The 15893-nt window shown below is 71.0% G+C and carries 14 protein-coding genes; 6 read left to right on the forward strand and 8 right to left on the reverse strand.

All coding sequences use genetic code 11. The annotated features are described in order from the left end of the window. The first annotated feature begins 69 nt into the window (after positions 1–69). Positions 70–609: a MarR family winged helix-turn-helix transcriptional regulator gene (locus tag CFP65_RS11795; RefSeq protein WP_104816063.1), complete on the forward strand. Its 540-nt coding sequence runs from the start codon at positions 70–72 to the stop codon at positions 607–609. 100 nt (positions 610–709) lie between these two features. Here the strand turns inward: CFP65_RS11795 and lepA are convergent, their stop codons facing one another. After that, the gene (gene lepA, locus CFP65_RS11800) at positions 710–2581 is read right to left on the reverse strand and encodes a translation elongation factor 4 (protein WP_104816064.1); all 1872 of its coding nucleotides are present in this window, start codon (positions 2579–2581) and stop codon (positions 710–712) included. A 306-nt stretch (positions 2582–2887) separates the two neighbouring features. Between lepA and CFP65_RS11805 the strand changes: the two genes are divergently transcribed. From CFP65_RS11805 to CFP65_RS11820, 3 genes are all read left to right on the forward strand, one after another. Further along, positions 2888–3193 (forward strand): antibiotic biosynthesis monooxygenase, encoded by a 306-nt coding sequence (locus CFP65_RS11805; protein WP_104816065.1) that lies wholly within the window; start codon positions 2888–2890, stop codon positions 3191–3193. Positions 3194–3337: 144 nt separating this feature from the next. Then, positions 3338–3598 (forward strand): 30S ribosomal protein S20, encoded by a 261-nt coding sequence (gene rpsT / locus CFP65_RS11810; protein ID WP_104816066.1) that lies wholly within the window; start codon positions 3338–3340, stop codon positions 3596–3598. Between the two features lie 387 nt (positions 3599–3985). Further along, positions 3986–4783 (forward strand): hypothetical protein, encoded by a 798-nt coding sequence (locus CFP65_RS11820; protein WP_158702141.1) that lies wholly within the window; start codon positions 3986–3988, stop codon positions 4781–4783. A gap of 222 nt (positions 4784–5005) precedes the next feature. On the opposite strand, the gene holA is transcribed toward CFP65_RS11820, so the two are convergent. Then, complete coding sequence (gene holA / locus CFP65_RS11825) at positions 5006–6001, reverse strand: DNA polymerase III subunit delta (RefSeq protein ID WP_104816069.1); 996 nt, start codon at positions 5999–6001, stop codon at positions 5006–5008. Between the two features lie 257 nt (positions 6002–6258). Between holA and CFP65_RS11830 the strand changes: the two genes are divergently transcribed. Together CFP65_RS11830 and CFP65_RS11835 are read left to right on the forward strand one after the other, a co-directional pair. Then, positions 6259–6489 (forward strand): hypothetical protein, encoded by a 231-nt coding sequence (locus CFP65_RS11830; protein WP_104820806.1) that lies wholly within the window; start codon positions 6259–6261, stop codon positions 6487–6489. A 268-nt stretch (positions 6490–6757) separates the two neighbouring features. Continuing rightward, entirely contained in the window at positions 6758–7714 is a 957-nt protein-coding gene (locus tag CFP65_RS11835; protein WP_104820807.1) for a MerR family transcriptional regulator, read from the forward strand. Positions 7715–7764: 50 nt separating this feature from the next. On the opposite strand, the gene CFP65_RS11840 is transcribed toward CFP65_RS11835, so the two are convergent. The 6 genes from CFP65_RS11840 to CFP65_RS11865 form a co-directional block, all read right to left on the reverse strand. After that, positions 7765–8370, reverse strand: coding sequence for a GNAT family N-acetyltransferase (locus CFP65_RS11840; RefSeq protein ID WP_104816070.1), 606 nt, complete (start codon positions 8368–8370; stop codon positions 7765–7767). A gap of 124 nt (positions 8371–8494) precedes the next feature. Further along, positions 8495–11650 carry a ComEC/Rec2 family competence protein gene (locus tag CFP65_RS11845; RefSeq protein WP_254552351.1) on the reverse strand — a complete coding sequence of 1052 codons (3156 nt, stop codon included), beginning with the start codon at positions 11648–11650 and terminating at the stop codon, positions 8495–8497. A 216-nt stretch (positions 11651–11866) separates the two neighbouring features. Beyond that, the gene (locus CFP65_RS11850; protein WP_217368156.1) at positions 11867–12499 is read right to left on the reverse strand and encodes a ComEA family DNA-binding protein; all 633 of its coding nucleotides are present in this window, start codon (positions 12497–12499) and stop codon (positions 11867–11869) included. A 430-nt stretch (positions 12500–12929) separates the two neighbouring features. After that, on the reverse strand, positions 12930–13775 hold the full coding sequence (locus CFP65_RS11855; protein ID WP_104816071.1) for a DegV family protein: 846 nt from the start codon (positions 13773–13775) through the stop codon (positions 12930–12932). 10 nt (positions 13776–13785) lie between these two features. Next, positions 13786–14934, reverse strand: a complete 1149-nt coding sequence (locus tag CFP65_RS11860) for a rhomboid-like protein (RefSeq protein WP_104816072.1) — start codon at positions 14932–14934, stop codon at positions 13786–13788. 77 nt (positions 14935–15011) lie between these two features. Further along, positions 15012–15755 carry a hypothetical protein gene (locus tag CFP65_RS11865; RefSeq protein ID WP_104816073.1) on the reverse strand — a complete coding sequence of 248 codons (744 nt, stop codon included), beginning with the start codon at positions 15753–15755 and terminating at the stop codon, positions 15012–15014. Between the last annotated feature and the right edge of the window lie 138 nt (positions 15756–15893).

The raw sequence follows: 15893 nt of genomic DNA on the forward strand, positions 1-15893 counted from the left end.
TAACTTAGCATCAAGTTAATTATTTGTAAGCTACTTTCTCGCAAGCGACCACCATGCGAGACTTCTCCCATGAGCACTCCTCCCGCAGACCCCTCGCCCGCAGGTCCCTCACCCGCCAGTGGCGACCCGGACGCGGTGGACGTCATCACCGCCCAGTGGCAGCGCGTCCGCCCGGACCTGGAGACGGCGGCGATGGCCACCTTCGGCCGGGTCTACCGCCTCGCCAAGGCGGTCGGCGACCGCACCGAGCGGGCCTACGCGGCGTACGGCATCGGCCGGGGCGAGTTCGACGTGCTCGCCACGCTGCGCCGCTCCGGCGAGCCCTACACGCTCTCGCCCCGCGAGCTCACCGCCACCCTGATGCTCACCACCGGCGGCATGACCGGCCGGCTCGACAAGCTGGAGAAGGCCGAGCTGCTCACCCGCTCCCCCGACCCCACCGACCGCCGCGCCCTGCGCGTCACCCTCACCCCGGCCGGCCTCGACCTGATCGACCAGGCGGTCGGCGCCGGCCTGGTCGCCCAGCAGGCCGTCCTCGACGGCCTCACCCCGGCCGAGGTCGAGACCCTCAACGACCTGCTCCGCCGCCTGCTCACGGCGGCCTCCTGAAGACCGCCCCGGCACCTCGGCCCGGGCACGCGAAAGGACCCGGAGCGATCCGCATCGCTCCGGGCCCTTCCCCTGCTACTACCTCTGCCTCACCGTCGGACTACTTCTTCGCGTCCTTCGGGGCGTCCGCGTCGGTGGACAGCGCGGCGATGAAGGCCTCCTGCGGGACCTCCACGCGGCCGACCATCTTCATCCGCTTCTTGCCCTCCTTCTGCTTCTCCAGCAGCTTGCGCTTGCGCGAGATGTCGCCGCCGTAGCACTTGGCGAGGACGTCCTTGCGGATCGCGCGGACCGTCTCACGGGCGATCACCCGGGAGCCGATGGCGGCCTGGATCGGCACCTCGAACTGCTGGCGCGGGATCAGCTTCTGCAGCTTGCCGGCCATCATGACGCCGTAGTTGTACGCCTTGTCCTTGTGCACGATGGCGGAGAAGGCGTCCACCGCGTCGCCGTGCAGCAGGATGTCGACCTTGACCAGGTCGGCGGTCTGCTCGCCGATCGGCTCGTAGTCGAAGGAGCCGTAGCCACGGGTCTTGGACTTCAGCTGGTCGAAGAAGTCGAAGACGATCTCGGCGAGCGGCAGGGTGTAGCGCAGCTCGACGCGGTCCTCGGAGAGGTAGTCCATGCCCTGGAGGTTGCCGCGGCGGGACTGGCAGAGCTCCATGATCGCGCCGACGAAGTCGTTCGGCGCCAGGATGGTGCCGCGCACGATCGGCTCGTACACCTCGGCGATCTTGCCGGTCGGGAACTCGCTCGGGTTGGTGACGGTGTGCTCGGTGCCGTCCTCCATGACCACCCGGTAGATCACGTTCGGGGCGGTGGAGATCAGGTCGAGGTTGAACTCGCGCTCCAGGCGCTCCCGGATGATCTCCAGGTGCAGCAGGCCGAGGAAGCCACAGCGGTAGCCGAAGCCGAGCGCCACCGAGGTCTCGGGCTCGTAGACCAGCGCGGCGTCGTTCAGGCGCAGCTTGTCGAGGGCGTCGCGCAGCAGCGGGTAGTCCGAGCCGTCCAGCGGGTAGAGGCCGGAGAACACCATCGGACGCGGGTCCTTGTAGCCGCCCAGCGGCTCGGTGGCACCCTTGTGCATCGAGGTGATCGTGTCACCGACCTTGGACTGCCGGACGTCCTTCACACCGGTGATGATGTAGCCCACCTCGCCGACGCCGAGGCCGTCCGCGACCTTGGGCTCGGGCGAGATGACGCCGATCTCCAGCAGCTCGTGGGTGGCGCCGGTGGACATCATCGCGATGCGCTCGCGCTTGGTGAGCTGGCCGTCGACCACGCGGACGTAGGTGACCACGCCGCGGTAGGAGTCGTAGACCGAGTCGAAGATCATCGCGCGGGCGGGGGCGTCCTTGACGCCGACCGGGGCCGGGATGCGGTCGACCACGTGGTCGAGCAGGTCCTCGACACCGAGACCGGTCTTGGCGCTGACCTTGAGCACGTCGTCCGGGTCGCAGCCGATGATGTGCGCGATCTCGGCGGCGTACTTCTCCGGCTGGGCGGCCGGGAGGTCGATCTTGTTGAGGACCGGGATGATCGTGAGGTCGTTCTCCAGCGCCAGGTACAGGTTGGCGAGAGTCTGCGCCTCGATGCCCTGGGCCGCGTCCACCACCAGGATGGTGCCCTCGCACGCGGCGAGGGAGCGGGACACCTCGTACGTGAAGTCCACGTGGCCGGGGGTGTCGATCATGTTCAGGATGTGGGTGCTGCCCGCGTGCTCACCGGTCTTCGGCGCCCACGGGAGACGGACGGCCTGCGACTTGATGGTGATGCCGCGCTCGCGCTCGATGTCCATCCGGTCGAGGTACTGGGCACGCATCTGCCGGGGGTCGACGACGCCGGTGATCTGGAGCATCCGGTCGGCGAGGGTCGACTTGCCGTGGTCGATGTGGGCGATGATGCAGAAGTTGCGGATCAGCGCCGGGTCGGTACGGCTGGGCTCTGGCACATTGCTGGGGGTCGCGGGCACCTTGGTCCGATTCTCCGTGGGTCCGGGGGCCGGGAGCCGGGTCAGTTGACCGGAATGGTCACTTGATCGGGTGCCCGGAGACCGGACGTTCTCGTCCGATCGACATGGTTCCGCCCATTCTCCCACGACCGGCGAGCGGCTCGCCGGTCAGCTCTCCACACCCGTTCTCCGCACCCGCCCTCCGCCTCCTCGTTCTCGCTCGTCCCCGGCCGCTCCCGGCCGTTCCGCCCTCCGCACACGCTCTCCACCTCCCCTTCGCCGGGCGCGCCTTCTCCCGGGCGGCGGGATCGGCGAGGATCACGTCCCATGATTCTCGAGAACGCCATCCTCGACGTCGTCCCCGGCCAGGAGGACGCCTTCCTGGCCGCCTTCGCCCAGGCCAGGCCGCTGATCGCCAAGCAGCACGGCTTCCGCTCGCTCGCGCTGCGGCGCTGCCTCGACGAGGGCCAGGGCTCCCGCTTCCTGCTCCAGGTCGAGTGGGAGACGCTGGCCGACCACACCGAGGGCTTCCGCAACTCGCCCGAGTACCAGGAGTGGCGGGCCCTGCTGCACCACTTCTACTCGCCCTTCCCGGTGGTCGAGCACTACGGCGAACCGGTGCTGCGGGATTAGCCGGGGGCCGGCCGGTTTGGGGCCGCTCGGGCTCCCCTGGTAGCGTGGGGCGCTGCACCTGGTTTCGGCATGCCCTCTCAGCACGCCCGGGGCCGCCGGTGCAGCCCGTTCATTCAGACCCGTTTCACAGACTGAGGCTATTTCGTGGCGAACATCAAGTCCCAGATCAAGCGCAACAAGACCAACGAGAAGGCGCGCCTGCGCAACAAGGCCGTCAAGTCCTCGCTGAAGACCGCCCTCCGCAAGGCCCGTGAGGCCGCTGCCGCCGGCGAGACCGAGAAGGCCACCGTGCTGGCCCGCGAGGCCTCCAAGGCCCTCGACAAGGCCGCCAGCAAGGGCATCATCCACAAGAACCAGGCCGCCAACAAGAAGTCCGCGATCACCAAGATCGCGACCGCTGCCTGATTCGGTCCTTCCCGGACCTGTCGGTGACGGCGGCCCTCTACCCGCCCTGCCGACACCCCCTCAGGTCAGCCCGGCCCTCTACCCGGAGACCTGAGGCACACGGACTCTCCGTGCCGCACGCGGCCTGCGTTCGCCACGCCCATCGTCTCCGAACGGTGGTCCACTGGCCGCAGCGGTAAGCCTCAGAGGCCCCCAGTACTCCACTGGGGGCCTCTTGCTTTTCCCCTCCGCCTCGCGCCATCCTGCTTTCCCCTTGTGCGGCTTGGCCCCGTTCACCCTTGGGTAGGTCAGCCGGGTGACGCGCCGGGCTCCTCACGTTCCGTACCCATCCGGTCACCGATAGGGTTCGCTGGTCAGCTCGGCACAGCCAGTTGGGGGCTCAGCAGCATGTCGACACCGACGGACACCGGCTCCTCCGCATCGGTGCCCGGCACGCCCGCCTCGTACGGCGCCTTCCCCGGGCCCACGTCCTCCTTCGGCCCGCCGCTACCGCCCGCGCCGCCCACGCCGCCCACACCCACGCCGCGGCCGGCCCGGATCACCCGGCGGGGTCTGTTCTGGGCCCTCGGCGGAGCCGTGGTCGCCTCGGCGGTCTGGGCCACGGCCGTGCTCACCGTGCCCGATCTGGTCACCCCCACCCACCAGGTGCCGGATTCGCACGGCTACCACCTCGTCCCCGACCTCTGCGCGGCGGCCCGCTTCAACCGCTTCAGCCAGCTCTACCCCGCGCAGTCCGGCCAGCCATACCACTACACGACCCGGCACCCGGCGCTGGACGACATGTACTGCAGCGAGTACCTGAAGAAGAGCCCCGGCGACACCGAGTACTACTCGCTCTACCTGGAGGCCCAGCTCCACAAGGAGATGGACCCCGCCCCGGAGTTCGCCGCCCAGAAGGAGAGCCTGCGCCAGCGCAGGTACCAGATCACCGAGGTCCCCGCCCTCGGCAACGAGGCCTACGTCGGCTTCCTCGACGACCCCAGCACCTCGGACCGCACCTGGCACTACCTCACCCAGGTCATCTACGTCCGCGACGGCGGCCTCACCTACTACCTGAGCTGGTCCGGCTCCTACCAGGACGGCCACTCCGCCCCGCCCGACCGCGACAGCATCCGCCAGGCGCTGATGATGGACACCCGCGACGTCCTCCGGGCCCTCGGCCCGACCGTCCCCGCGAACCTCTAGCCCCGGGGCAGCGGGGCCGGTGCAGGGTCGGGAGCGGCCACCGATCGGAAGCGGCCACTGATCGGGAGCAGCCGCCGTTGGGAGCGGCCACTGATCGGGCTCCGCTCCCAGTCGGCTCTGCACCGCCCAGGGTGCGAGGGGCTGCGCGGGGCAACCGGGCTGCAGGCCCGGCCCGTGGGCGGCTGGGCGCGCCGTTCCCCGCGCCCCGATCGGCTCGCGTCGTCAGTACTGCCGGGCGCCGGAGCGGGCCGCGCGGGCGACCGCGACGACGCAGCGTTCGAGGGCGAACGCCGGGTCGTCGGAACCGCCCTTGACGGCGGCGTCGGCCTGGGCGATGGCGGTGAGGGCGGTGGCGACCGCATCGCCCGTCCACCCACGCATCTGCTGGCGGACCCGGTCGACCTTCCAGGGCGGCATGCCGAGCTCGCGGGCCAGGTCGCCCGGTCGCATGTTGCGGCCGGCGGTGGCGAGGCGGCCGATGCTGCGGACGCCGGAGGCCAGGGCGTAGGTGATGCCGGTGGGCGGCTGGCCGACAGCGAGGGCCCAGCGCAGGCGCTCCAACGCTTCGGCGGCGCGGCCGGTCACGGCGAGATCGGCCACCTCGAAGCCGGTGGCCTCGGCACGGCCGGAGTAGTAGCGGGCCACCACCGACTCGTCGATCGTGCCCTCGACGTCGGAGGTGAGCTGGCTGCAGGCCGCCGCGAGCTCGCGCAGATCGCCGCCGAGCGCGTCGAGCAGGGCCTGGCAGGCCTCCTGGGTGGCCGAGCGGCCCAGCGTGCGGAACTCGCCCTTGATGAAGGACAGCCGCTCGCCCGCCTTGGTCATCTTGGCGCAAGTCACCTCGCGTCCGCCGAGCTTGCGGCCCGCGTCCAGCAGGCCCTTGCCCTTGGCGCCACCGGCGTGCACCAGCACCATGATGACCTCCTCGGCGGGGGCCTCCAGGTACGCCTTGACCTCCTTGACCGAATCGGCCGAGAGATCCTGCGCAGCCCGGACCACGATCACCTTCCGCTCGGCGAAGAGCGAAGGCGTCGTCAACTCGGCCAGACCGCCTGGCTGGAGCGCACCGGGCGCGAGATCCCGCACGTCGGTCTCCGGATCCGCCGCCCTCGCGGCGGCCACCACCTGGGCGACCGCGCGGTCGAGCAGCAGCTCCTCCTGGCCGACCGCGAGGGTCAGCGGGGCGAGCAGGTCGTCGGGTGCACTCTTCCTGGCCATCACCTACCAGGATCGCACGGGCCGCCGACACCTCCGGCCCGAGCCGTACCCGACCGGGGTCGGCTGAGTCCGGCTGAGCCGCGCTGCGTCCGACCGTGCCCGGCCGGGCGGGCCCAGCCGCACCCGCCCGGACCCGACTGGACCCGACCGGACCCGGCTCGGGCATGATCCCCGGACCCAGGGGTGGTTACCGAACCGTACGGACGTTCTGGAGAATAGGGACCGTGACCACGAACTACTCCCGTCAACTGCTCGTCATGCCCGACCGCGACACCGCCGAGACCGCGATGGAGGAGCTCTCCGCCCGCCGTCCGGACCTGGGTGAGGTCGAACTCGTCCGCGACTCCCTCGCCGGGGAGGACGACGCCGAGGACGCCCAGTGGCTGGTCGTCCTGGAAGCCCCCGAGGAGGGCGGCTGGACCACGGAACAGCTGGCCGACCTCGACGCCTTCACCGCCGAGCACGACGGCTGGCGCGAAGAGGACTGACCACTCGACCGGCCGGGGCCACACCCACACTGGTACGCCGCCCCGGCCGACCCACTCACCCGTACAGTGGACAGGCCCCAGGGAGGTACGTGTGTTGTCACCCGACGGCACGGCGCCGGTCACCGCGTCAGCCGATCCCACTGCCCTTCCCTCCTCACGTTCCGCCCCCTTGCCCGCGAGCTCTGGCTCTGGCTCTGGCTCTGGCTGTAGCTCTGGCCCGGACGCCGGCTCCGGCTCCGGCTGGCTGGACGAGCCCTCCTTCGCCCCGCTGTCCCACTCCCCCGGGCCGGCCTCCCCGGACGGGCGTTGGAGCATCGGCGAACTCGCCGAACACGCGAACGTCACGGTGAAGACCGTCCGTTACTACTCCGACAGCGGCCTGCTGCCGGAAGCCGGGCGCAGCAGCGGTGGCCACCGCCGGTACGGGGCCGAGGCGCTGGAACGGCTCCGGCTGATCCGCTCCCTCCGGACGCTCGACCTACCGGTCACCGAGGTGGAGCGGGTACTGGACCGCGAGGACGCCCTGGAGGACGTCATCGCCGGCCAACTGCGCCAGCTCGGCTCCCAACTAGCCGCCCTCCGCTGGCGCGAGGCCGCGCTCCAGTTGCTCCACGACTGCACTCCCGAGGAACGCGCCGACCGCCTTCGGCTGATCGGTGCCGTGAGCAGCCCGCCCAGCACCGATGCGATGGCCCGCTTCTGGCGGCTGGTGCTGCCACCACGGCTGCCGGCCCGGCTGGTCTCCGCCATCATCGAGGCAGCGGTGCCGCAGCCGCCCGACGACCCGTCCCCCACTCAGGTGCTGGCCTTCGCCCGACTGCACGCCCTGACCGAGGCTGCGCGCCCAGACCTCTGCCGCCCGGGGCCCACCCGACCGTACGAGGGCCTGCACCCAGCCCTGCTCTACGACGGCCTCGCCGAGGCGTACGCACTCGCCTCCGCCGAACTCGCCGCCGGCCGCCCGCCTCGACCTGGCCAAGCCCTCGACTGCTTCGTCGCCGCACATGCCGCCGCCCACGAGTCCAAGGACTCCCCGAGCTTCCGCCGTCGACTCACCCCGACCCTGCTCCAGGCGGTGGACCCGCTGATGGCCCGCTACTGGAACCTGGCCGCCACCGTCACCCCGCAGGAGACCACCATGGGCTCCTCCCACACCTGGCTGCTCGCCGCCCTGACCGGCCACCCGGAGCCCCGGGACAACATCGAGGCACCGACCGGCTCCTGACCTCAGGCTTCCTGCGAGCAGCCGCTGACGATCGGTGCAGCGTGAACTGCTCAGGCCATGGCGGAGATCCGGGCGAAGCGCTCGGGGTCGCGTATGCCGACGCAGTCGTGGAGCCAGAAAGGTTCGGAGTAGACGAAGGTGCCGGTCATCCAGGGCTCGTAGGAGTCGAGCCGGGCGACCTGGAACGCCGGGTCCGGCATGCGGAGGGAGGGCGCGCGGAAGCCGCTGCTGCCGGCACGCTCGAACCCTCGGGAACCGTAGTAGTGCGGCGAACCTTCCACGAATACCAGAGGCACGCCTTGGTCTTCGGCGGCACGAAGGGCCGCGGCCACCAAGGCAGTGCCGAGACCTTGCCCTTGCCAGTCCGGGTGGACACCGAGCGGGGAGAGGCTGAGTACGTCGACCAGCCTGGTCTGGGCGTCCAACCGGCAAGCGCTGAGCATGACGTGACCGACCACCTCACCGGCCTGCTCCGCCACCAGCGAGATCGGAGAGATAGCAGCCGGCGCGGCACGCAGGCTTTCGACCAGCGCCGGAACGCTCTCCGAGTCGCCGAAGGCAAGGGCATGCAGCCGGCTCACAGCCCCGTGGTCGGCAGGCCGCTCGGGCCTGATCTCGTGCGCAGGGGTCGGCGTGGTTGTCGACCTCAATGTCATGGGCGGCAGAGTAAGCGGCAACTCTCCTACCTCCTAACGAATTTCGAAGGGCTGGGAAGGTGCGGGTTGCTCGGCGCAGGTGCGTCCAGAAGTGGTGGGTGGTGGGCCCCGGGGGGGAGTGACGTCAGAGGGCTACGTCAGGGGGGCGGGGTCGTGGGGGCGAGCCGTGGGGGTGTTGCGGCCGTGGAGTGGGGCGAGATGGGCGAGGCATGGGCGGGGAGCGAGCCGGTGCGCCGGCCAGGTGGCGGTGGGGGTGAGTGGCCGCGCGGAGGGTGCTGGAGCCACCGAGTACGGCGATGTCTCCCGCGCGGTCGGTCCGGAGCACGGTGGCGCCCAGCGCACGTAGGTGGTCGAGCGTCTGCGAGGACGGATGGCCGTAGGTGTTGCCTTCGCCGCAGGAGATCAGAGCCAGCCTGGGGTTGAGATCGGCGGCGAGCTCCCAGTCTTGGCTCGCCGAACCGTGGTGCGCCACCTTGAGGACATCCACTGAGGGCGGCCGGACACTCCCCCGGAGGGCGGCCTGAGCCGGGGCCTCGAGGTCACCGAGCAGAGCCAGTCGCAACGGATCCGCCGGGGGGCCTACGGTGGCGAGCAGGGTCACGCTCGCGTTGTTGGCCCCCGTGGCGACCCCGGTGGGATGAGCCTCCGGCCAGAGCACCTCCCAGGACAACTCCTTCCCAGCACTGCGGTGTTCGCCTTGGGCGGCCCGGACCACCGGGACGTGGGCGGCGGTGGCCCAGCCTTGCACTCGGGCCTGCTCCCCCACCGGTCCTTCCGGTGCAGTGACTTGGAGCGCGCCGACGGTCCGCCCGCGCAGCACTCCGGGCAGCCCTTCGGCGTGGTCGGCATGGAAGTGGGACAGGATCACCAACGGCACCCGGCTGACGCCAAGCGACCGCAGACAGGTATCTGCGGCACGCGGATCGGGACCGGCGTCGATGACGACTGCGGCATCGCTTGACGCTCCGTCCAGCGCGGCGACCGGGAGCACCGTCATGTCGCCTTGGCCGACGTCGCACATGACCAACCGCCAGCCGGCGGGCGGCCAACCAGTGGCGATCCGGGTGAGGAGAGGCGGGCGGAGCAGGACGGCGACCAGGACCGAGGTCGCGGTGGTGATGAGGGCGACGGGCGCGAGTCGGATCCGACGACGGGAAGGGGGATGGGGGTGGGGACGGGAAGCGGGGTGGCGATGCGAACGGGGGCCAGTGTGGGGTGGGCTCGATGCGCTGGAGCGCGAGTTCGGGCTTGGGCGGGAGCTGGCATCGCGGTGGCTGAGGAAGGCCCGGAGGAGAACACGGTTGCCGGGGCTGAGTGGGCGGGTCGACCAGACGAGGGCAACCGTGGCTACTGCGAGCAGCGCCGCACCGAAGATGCCTGCCGGGAGGTCGAGTTGAGCACCGGGGAGAGCAGCGCCGCGTCGGGCCACTGCGGTCAGCCATGCGGTGGGGAGGGCTGCGAGATCGGCGAGGACGCGGGCTGCAACTGGTGAGAACGGGGCGACTGCGAGGGTGGCGAACCCGAGCAGCGTGGCCGGGGCCACGGCTGCTTCCGCGAGTACGTTGCACGGGATCGCGACCAGGCTGACCCGAGGGGCGAGCAACACCGTGACCGGCGCGCAGAGTGCCTGAGCAGCGGCCGTAGCCGCGACGGCGGAGGCCAGGTGGTGAGGCCAGCGACGGGCCAGCAGCGCCGCCTGCCAGGGCGGGCCGAGCGTGAGGAGACCGGTGGTGGCCAGCGCGGAGAGCAGGAATCCGTAGGAACGGGAGAGGGCCGGGTCGAGCAGGACCAGGGTGAGGACCGCAGCGGACAAGGCGGTGAGGGCCCGGCGAGGACGGCCCGTGGCCAGGGCGAGCAGACCGATCAGCCCAGTGGCGGCAGCCCGGAGCACGCTCGGATCGGGTCGGCAGATGGTCACGAAGGCGAGGGTGAAGGCCGTACCGAGGAGGGCGGTGGTGCGGAGTGAGAGGCCGAGGAAACCGGCCAGACCCGACCGTCGCGGGAGTTCAGTAGCGGGAGCAGGAGTGCGGCCAGGAGCTGCTGTAGGGATGAGAGGTGGCGTTGGGGTGGGAGGTGACGTTGGGGTGGGAGTGGGAGCGTGGTGGGTGGTCGTGGAGGCCAAGTTGACGGTTGGCGCGAAGGGCGAGTCAGGGGCTTGCTCGGGTTGTCGGTGGCTCGGCGGGGTGGCGTGTCCGGAGATCGGTGGCCGGGGCTGGTTCGGGTCGTGAGGTGGGAAGGAGCTGAAGGGATCCGTCGGTGACGACTGGCCGAGAGTGGGGCGTGATCCGGAGCTGGTCGAGGAGCCGATCAGGACGGTCAGGATGATCGCGAGGTTGGCACCGCTGACTGCGGTGAGATGACCGAGGTCGGTGGCGCGGAAGGCCTCGGCGAGATCGTCGGGGAGCCGGGAGGTGTCGCCCACGACCAGGCCCGGCAGGAGGCCTCGGGTGTCGGCGGGGAGATGGTCGCTGGCTCGGCGGAGGCCCGCACGGAGGGTCCCGGCGAGGCGCTGGGCGAAGTTGGGCGGAGCCAGTTGCTGGGGCGGGGTGCGGGCGAGGAGGAGGGCGGCTGTGTTGGTGCTGGCGGCTGCGCCGGCTCGGGGGTCGGTGGGGAGCACTCGGACGGTGGTGCGGACGCGGGTGGACGGGAGCAGTGGTTGCCAGGCAGCCGCCTCCTGGGAGCGGACCATCAGGGTGACGGGGGTGCTGGTGCGGACGGGTGTGGGGAGCTCGACGCGGTCGACGGTGGCTCGGATGGTGAGGAGCGGCTGTGTCGGCGCGGTTCCTCGGGTGCGGGAGGAGTGGGGCTTGGGGTCGCCGGTGATGGTCAGGTCGACGGTGAGGTCGGGGGACGGGATGGGGTGCTCGGTCGGGTTCGGTGATTCGGCGGAAGTGGAGGACTCATTGGACGCCGAGGGCGAGGTGGGGCCGGAGGGCGCGGTGGGGACGGAGGGCGAGGTGAGGACGGACTGGTTGGGGTCGGAGGCGGGGAGCGGAGGCGCAGTGGGCCGGGACAGGGCGGGGATGGGGCCGCGGTGAAGGTCTGCCGTGTGGAGGAGGGTGGTGAAGGTCGCGGCGGAGGCGGTGAGGAGCGCTGCTGCGACTGTGGTCGCAGCACGGCGGTAGAGGCCGGTGACGGCCAGCAGGAGGAGGGCAGTCGCTGCAGCGGCGAGGGCAGCGATGGGGAGGAGGGCGCGGTGGGCGGGGGATGCGGTCAGAGTGAGAGCGGTGACGGCCCAGGCCGAGGCAGCGGGGGCCACGAGTCGGAGGTCAGAGGGCACGGCAGCCTCGTTCTGGGCAGGGTTGGTGAGGTAGATCGGGTCGGGGTGGATGCGTCTGGAGCAGGTCGCAGGTCGGGGCGGGTCGGGGTGGGGTCAGGTCGGGGCGGGGCGGGGCGGGGCTCGGGGCTCGGGGCGGGACGGAGCGGGGTGAAGACGGACAGTGCGGAGAGCGGATTTCGGGCCGACGAAGCCTCTCGGCTTCCCGGATGGGGGCGGCTAGAGGGTGAGGAAAGGGCGGAGATCGAGGAATTTGCGGTCACCGATGCCGGTGACTTGGCGAAGTTGGTCGAGGGATTGGAAGCCGCCGTGTTCGCGGCGGAAGAGGGTGATGCGTTGGGCGAGGGTGGGGCCCACGCCGGGGAGGGTGTCGAGTTGTTCAGCGGTGGCGTGATTGAGGCTGAGCGGGGTGGTGGGAGCGGCTGAGGTGGTGGGAGGGGGCGGGGCACCGACGATGAGCTGCTCGCCGTCGGTGAGGACCCTGGCCAGGTTGAGAGTGGCGGTATCGGTACCGGGCAGGGCACCGCCGGCTGCGCGGAGGGCGTCGGCAACGCGGGAGCCGGCGGGGAGGGTGAGCAGGCCAGGGTGCTGGACCTTGCCTGCGACGTCGATGACCAGATCGGGGATGGCGGAGCGACCGGCAGCGGGTTTGGCGGCCGACTTGGTCGAGGAGGATGCGGGAGCGGCCGAGGCCGAATCGGTGGCGAGGGGTGGAACAGCGACCTCCTGCGGGCGACCGAGCCAGAAGTGCTGGACGGCGTAGCCCAGCGCGAGGGTGAGGAGGACGGCCAAGCCGAGGATGGTTCTTCGGTCCAGCAGCAGCCCGTGGCGGAGCCCCAGGCGAGGTGTCACCGGCGGCAGACCCAGCGGCTCCTCGACGTGGACAGCAGGTGGCGGCGCGGGCCGCCCGCGAGGTCCGCCGGAGCCGGCACCAGGCCCGTGGTCGGCACCACTCCCGGCACTGCTACTGGCACCTCCGGTCTGCGGGCCGGGGCCGTCACCCCACTCGTCGTCAGGTGCGAAGGCGGGCAGACAGACGGGGGTGAACAGGAGAGCCATCCGGTCTCGAACGGTCTCAGTGTTCATTCGGCGCTTCGTCGCGCTCAAGCTCATCGTCTTCATGGCGAGGACGCTAGGGCACTAAGCCTGAGCCGCCACGCCCCGTCAAAAAGCTGTGGATAAACGGGTGAAGACAGCTCCACCCCTTGAGAAATCCACAGCCGTTAATCACCCGAACGAGTGGGTTTGCTGGAAGGCGGAACAAGGGTGAGATGGCAGAACGTCAACAGGGTGCGACGACCACCGCGAGCAGTCCCGGGCCGACGTGGGCACCGATCACGGCTCCGACCTCACCGACGTACAGCTCACGCAGACCCGGGATTCGCTCCCGGAGCCGTTCGGCAAGCGGCTCCGCGCGGTCCTCGGCAGCAAGGTGATGGACCACGATGTCCACAGGGGCGTCACCCGCCTGGGAGACGGCGATCTCTTCCAGGCGGGCGATCGCCCGAGAGGCGGTGCGGACCTTCTCGAGGGGCTCGATCCGACCGGCGGAGAGGTGCAGGAGGGGCTTCACCGCCAAGGCCGAGCCGAGAAGAGCGCGGGCAGCACCGATCCGGCCACCCCGGCGGAGGTGTTCGAGGGTGTCGACGTAGAAGAAACTCGTGGTGCGGGCGGCCCGGTATTCGGCAGCAGCGGCAACTGCCTCGGCGTCGAGGCCTGCGGCGATCGCCTCGGCAGCAGTCAGGACGGAGTGGCCGAGGGCCATGCCGACCAGGCGGCTGTCGACCACGCGGACCGGGATCGGGGCCTCGGCAGCGGCCAACTGGGCGGCCTCGTGGGTGCCGGAGAGCTCAGCGGAGAGGTGGATCGAGACGGCAGAGGTGGCCCCGGCCTCGGCGGCGGCACGGTAGGCAGCGGCGAAGGTCTCGGGGTTCGGACGGGATGTGGTGACCCGTTGCTTGGCCCGCATCGCCTCGGCGACGTCCTTCGGAGAGATCTCGACACACTCGGTCAGCACCTCGTCGCCGACCACGACGCTGAGCGGCACCACGGTGATCCGATGCCGGTCGATGGCGTCCTGCGGGAGGTAGGCCGTGGAATCGGTGACGAGTGCGAGCTGGTCGGGCATGAGGCGGAGGTTACTCCCCGTCCGCCCGAGAAGACAGCGGCTCACGACCGGACCGACCCCGCGCCGCCGGGCGGTCGGCGATCGAACCGGGGTCGACGAACAAGGTGGCGCGCGGCAGAGCAGCAGCATCCGAACCGGAGCCGGCATCCCTGTCGAAGCCAGAACCATGACCAGCATCAAGCCCGTGAGCACGACCATGACCACGACCGGAGGAAAGACCATGACCAGCCCCACCACCGGCAGCGAAGCCAGGGCCGAGGTCGGAACCAGGTTCCGAACCCGAACCCGAATCCGAACCCGAGCCCGAGTCGGGTTCGGCGCCGGGGCCCGAATCGGAGTCGGCGCCGGAGCCGGCACCCGCTCCCGCTCCCGCTCCCGCTCCCGCTCCCGCTCCCGCTCCCGCTCCCGAGTGAGGCTCGGAGCCAGACTCGAAGCCCGATTCGGACCCGGAGCTGATGGCCGCGTCAACGATGGCGCCGGCGCCGGCATCCGCACCTGTTCCTCCGTCAGCACCACGCCGCCCGGCCGGTGGCCGAATCGCCAGAGCGGCGAAGCCCAAGCCGGCCGCGAGGAGGTGACCGATGGTGGTGAAGTCCGGGAGCGGGCCGGGCCACTCCGCACCGCCCAGCGGCCAAACCAGCACCAGAGCCACCCAGAGCGGGCGGTACCGCCGCGGCAGGGCGGTGGTGGAGGCCGCCAGGACGGCCTGGGCGCCGTAGCTGATGCCGTAGTCGAGACTGTTCCGGATGTCCTCCTCGTACCAGCCGTGCCGCAGGGCGAGGGCGATCACCCCGGCGGTGAGCAGCGTGGCACCGACGTGGCCGCCGAGGAAGACGCCGAAAGCCCGGCGCGCACCCCATCGCCGCTCGGCCCGGGCGAGCAGCCAGCAGATGCCGACGCCGAAGGTGAGCACGGTGGAGGCGAAGCCCAGCGAGGTGATGTCGGTGAAGGTCCCCGCAGGGAAGAGCGCGCTGCCGAGGAGGGCTTGCACCGGATGGTCGGCGAGGTTGTCCAGGTTGGTGCTCACGTACTGCAGCACCGAGTCGGCCTGCGTACCCGACAGCACGTGGCCGACCCAGTAGTGGGTGATCAGCAGCAGGCAGACGTAACCGAAGGTGAACGGCGAGCGCCTCGGGTACCTGCGGAGAGCGAGGGCCACTCGACGAGCTCCGCCACGGGCCTTGTGGGACATCACCCGGCGGAGCTCCATCGGACGGGACGTCAGCTGCAAACCCGTCAGCCCGTCTGCTTGCGCAACCGCTGCTTGGTGAGCCCGAGGAACTCCTCCGTGCTCAGCTGCTGTCCACCGAAGCCGATCCCCTTCCGGGTGGAGTCCACCGGAGTGGCTCCTGCTGGAGCAGAACCCGCTGAAGCGGAGCCGGTACCCGAGGCAGCAGCCTGGGCGGAAGCGGACGCGCCGGCGGCAGCCGTGTCCCAGTGGCGCAGGGCGCCGGCCTCCTGCTCGCACTCCTCCGCGAGCCGCGAGAGCTCGTCAGCGGCGAAGCGGTGGAGGCGGTCCTGGGCCGCCCAGCGCATGGACTCGGCGGCGTGGGTGATGCGGTCGGCGCGCTCGGACAGCTCGGGGAGCTTGGTCTCGATCCGGACCGGGTCGGGCTCGCGCTCGAGCAGGCGGAGTTCGCGGTCGAGTTCAGCCGCGTGGTCGTCGAGGCGGGCGAGGAGCTGGAGCGGCTCGGCGAGCTGGGAGTCCTGCGGGAGGCCTGCCTCCAGGACCTTGCGGGTGCTGTCCAGGGTGGTGCGAAGGCCGAGCCGGACGGCGGAGAGGCGACCCTGGGCGCCGGGCTTGGTGAAGCTCTTGGCCTTGAGGGTGACGTTCTCGACCTGGCGGCGGGCGTTCGCCTCGGCCCGGTCGACCTTGGCGGCCACCGCCTTGGCGGCCTTGACCCCGGCCACCACCAGCATGCTCAGTACCGCTACTCCGAACAGCAACATCAGTCCGAACACCACTCCCAGTGCGTCCATCGTCCGCCACCCTCCACCGCTGACCCGGGCCTCCACCGTAGCCCGCCGGAGCGGGAACGAACGCTCGGTACGGGGGATTCCCGGCAGAGATCAGGGACGGCTCAGGGCTCTCCCTGACCACCTCAGGGGTCAGGGAGA

It is taken from the genome of Kitasatospora sp. MMS16-BH015 (assembly GCF_002943525.1).
Taxonomy (GTDB): Bacteria; Actinomycetota; Actinomycetes; order Streptomycetales; family Streptomycetaceae; genus Kitasatospora.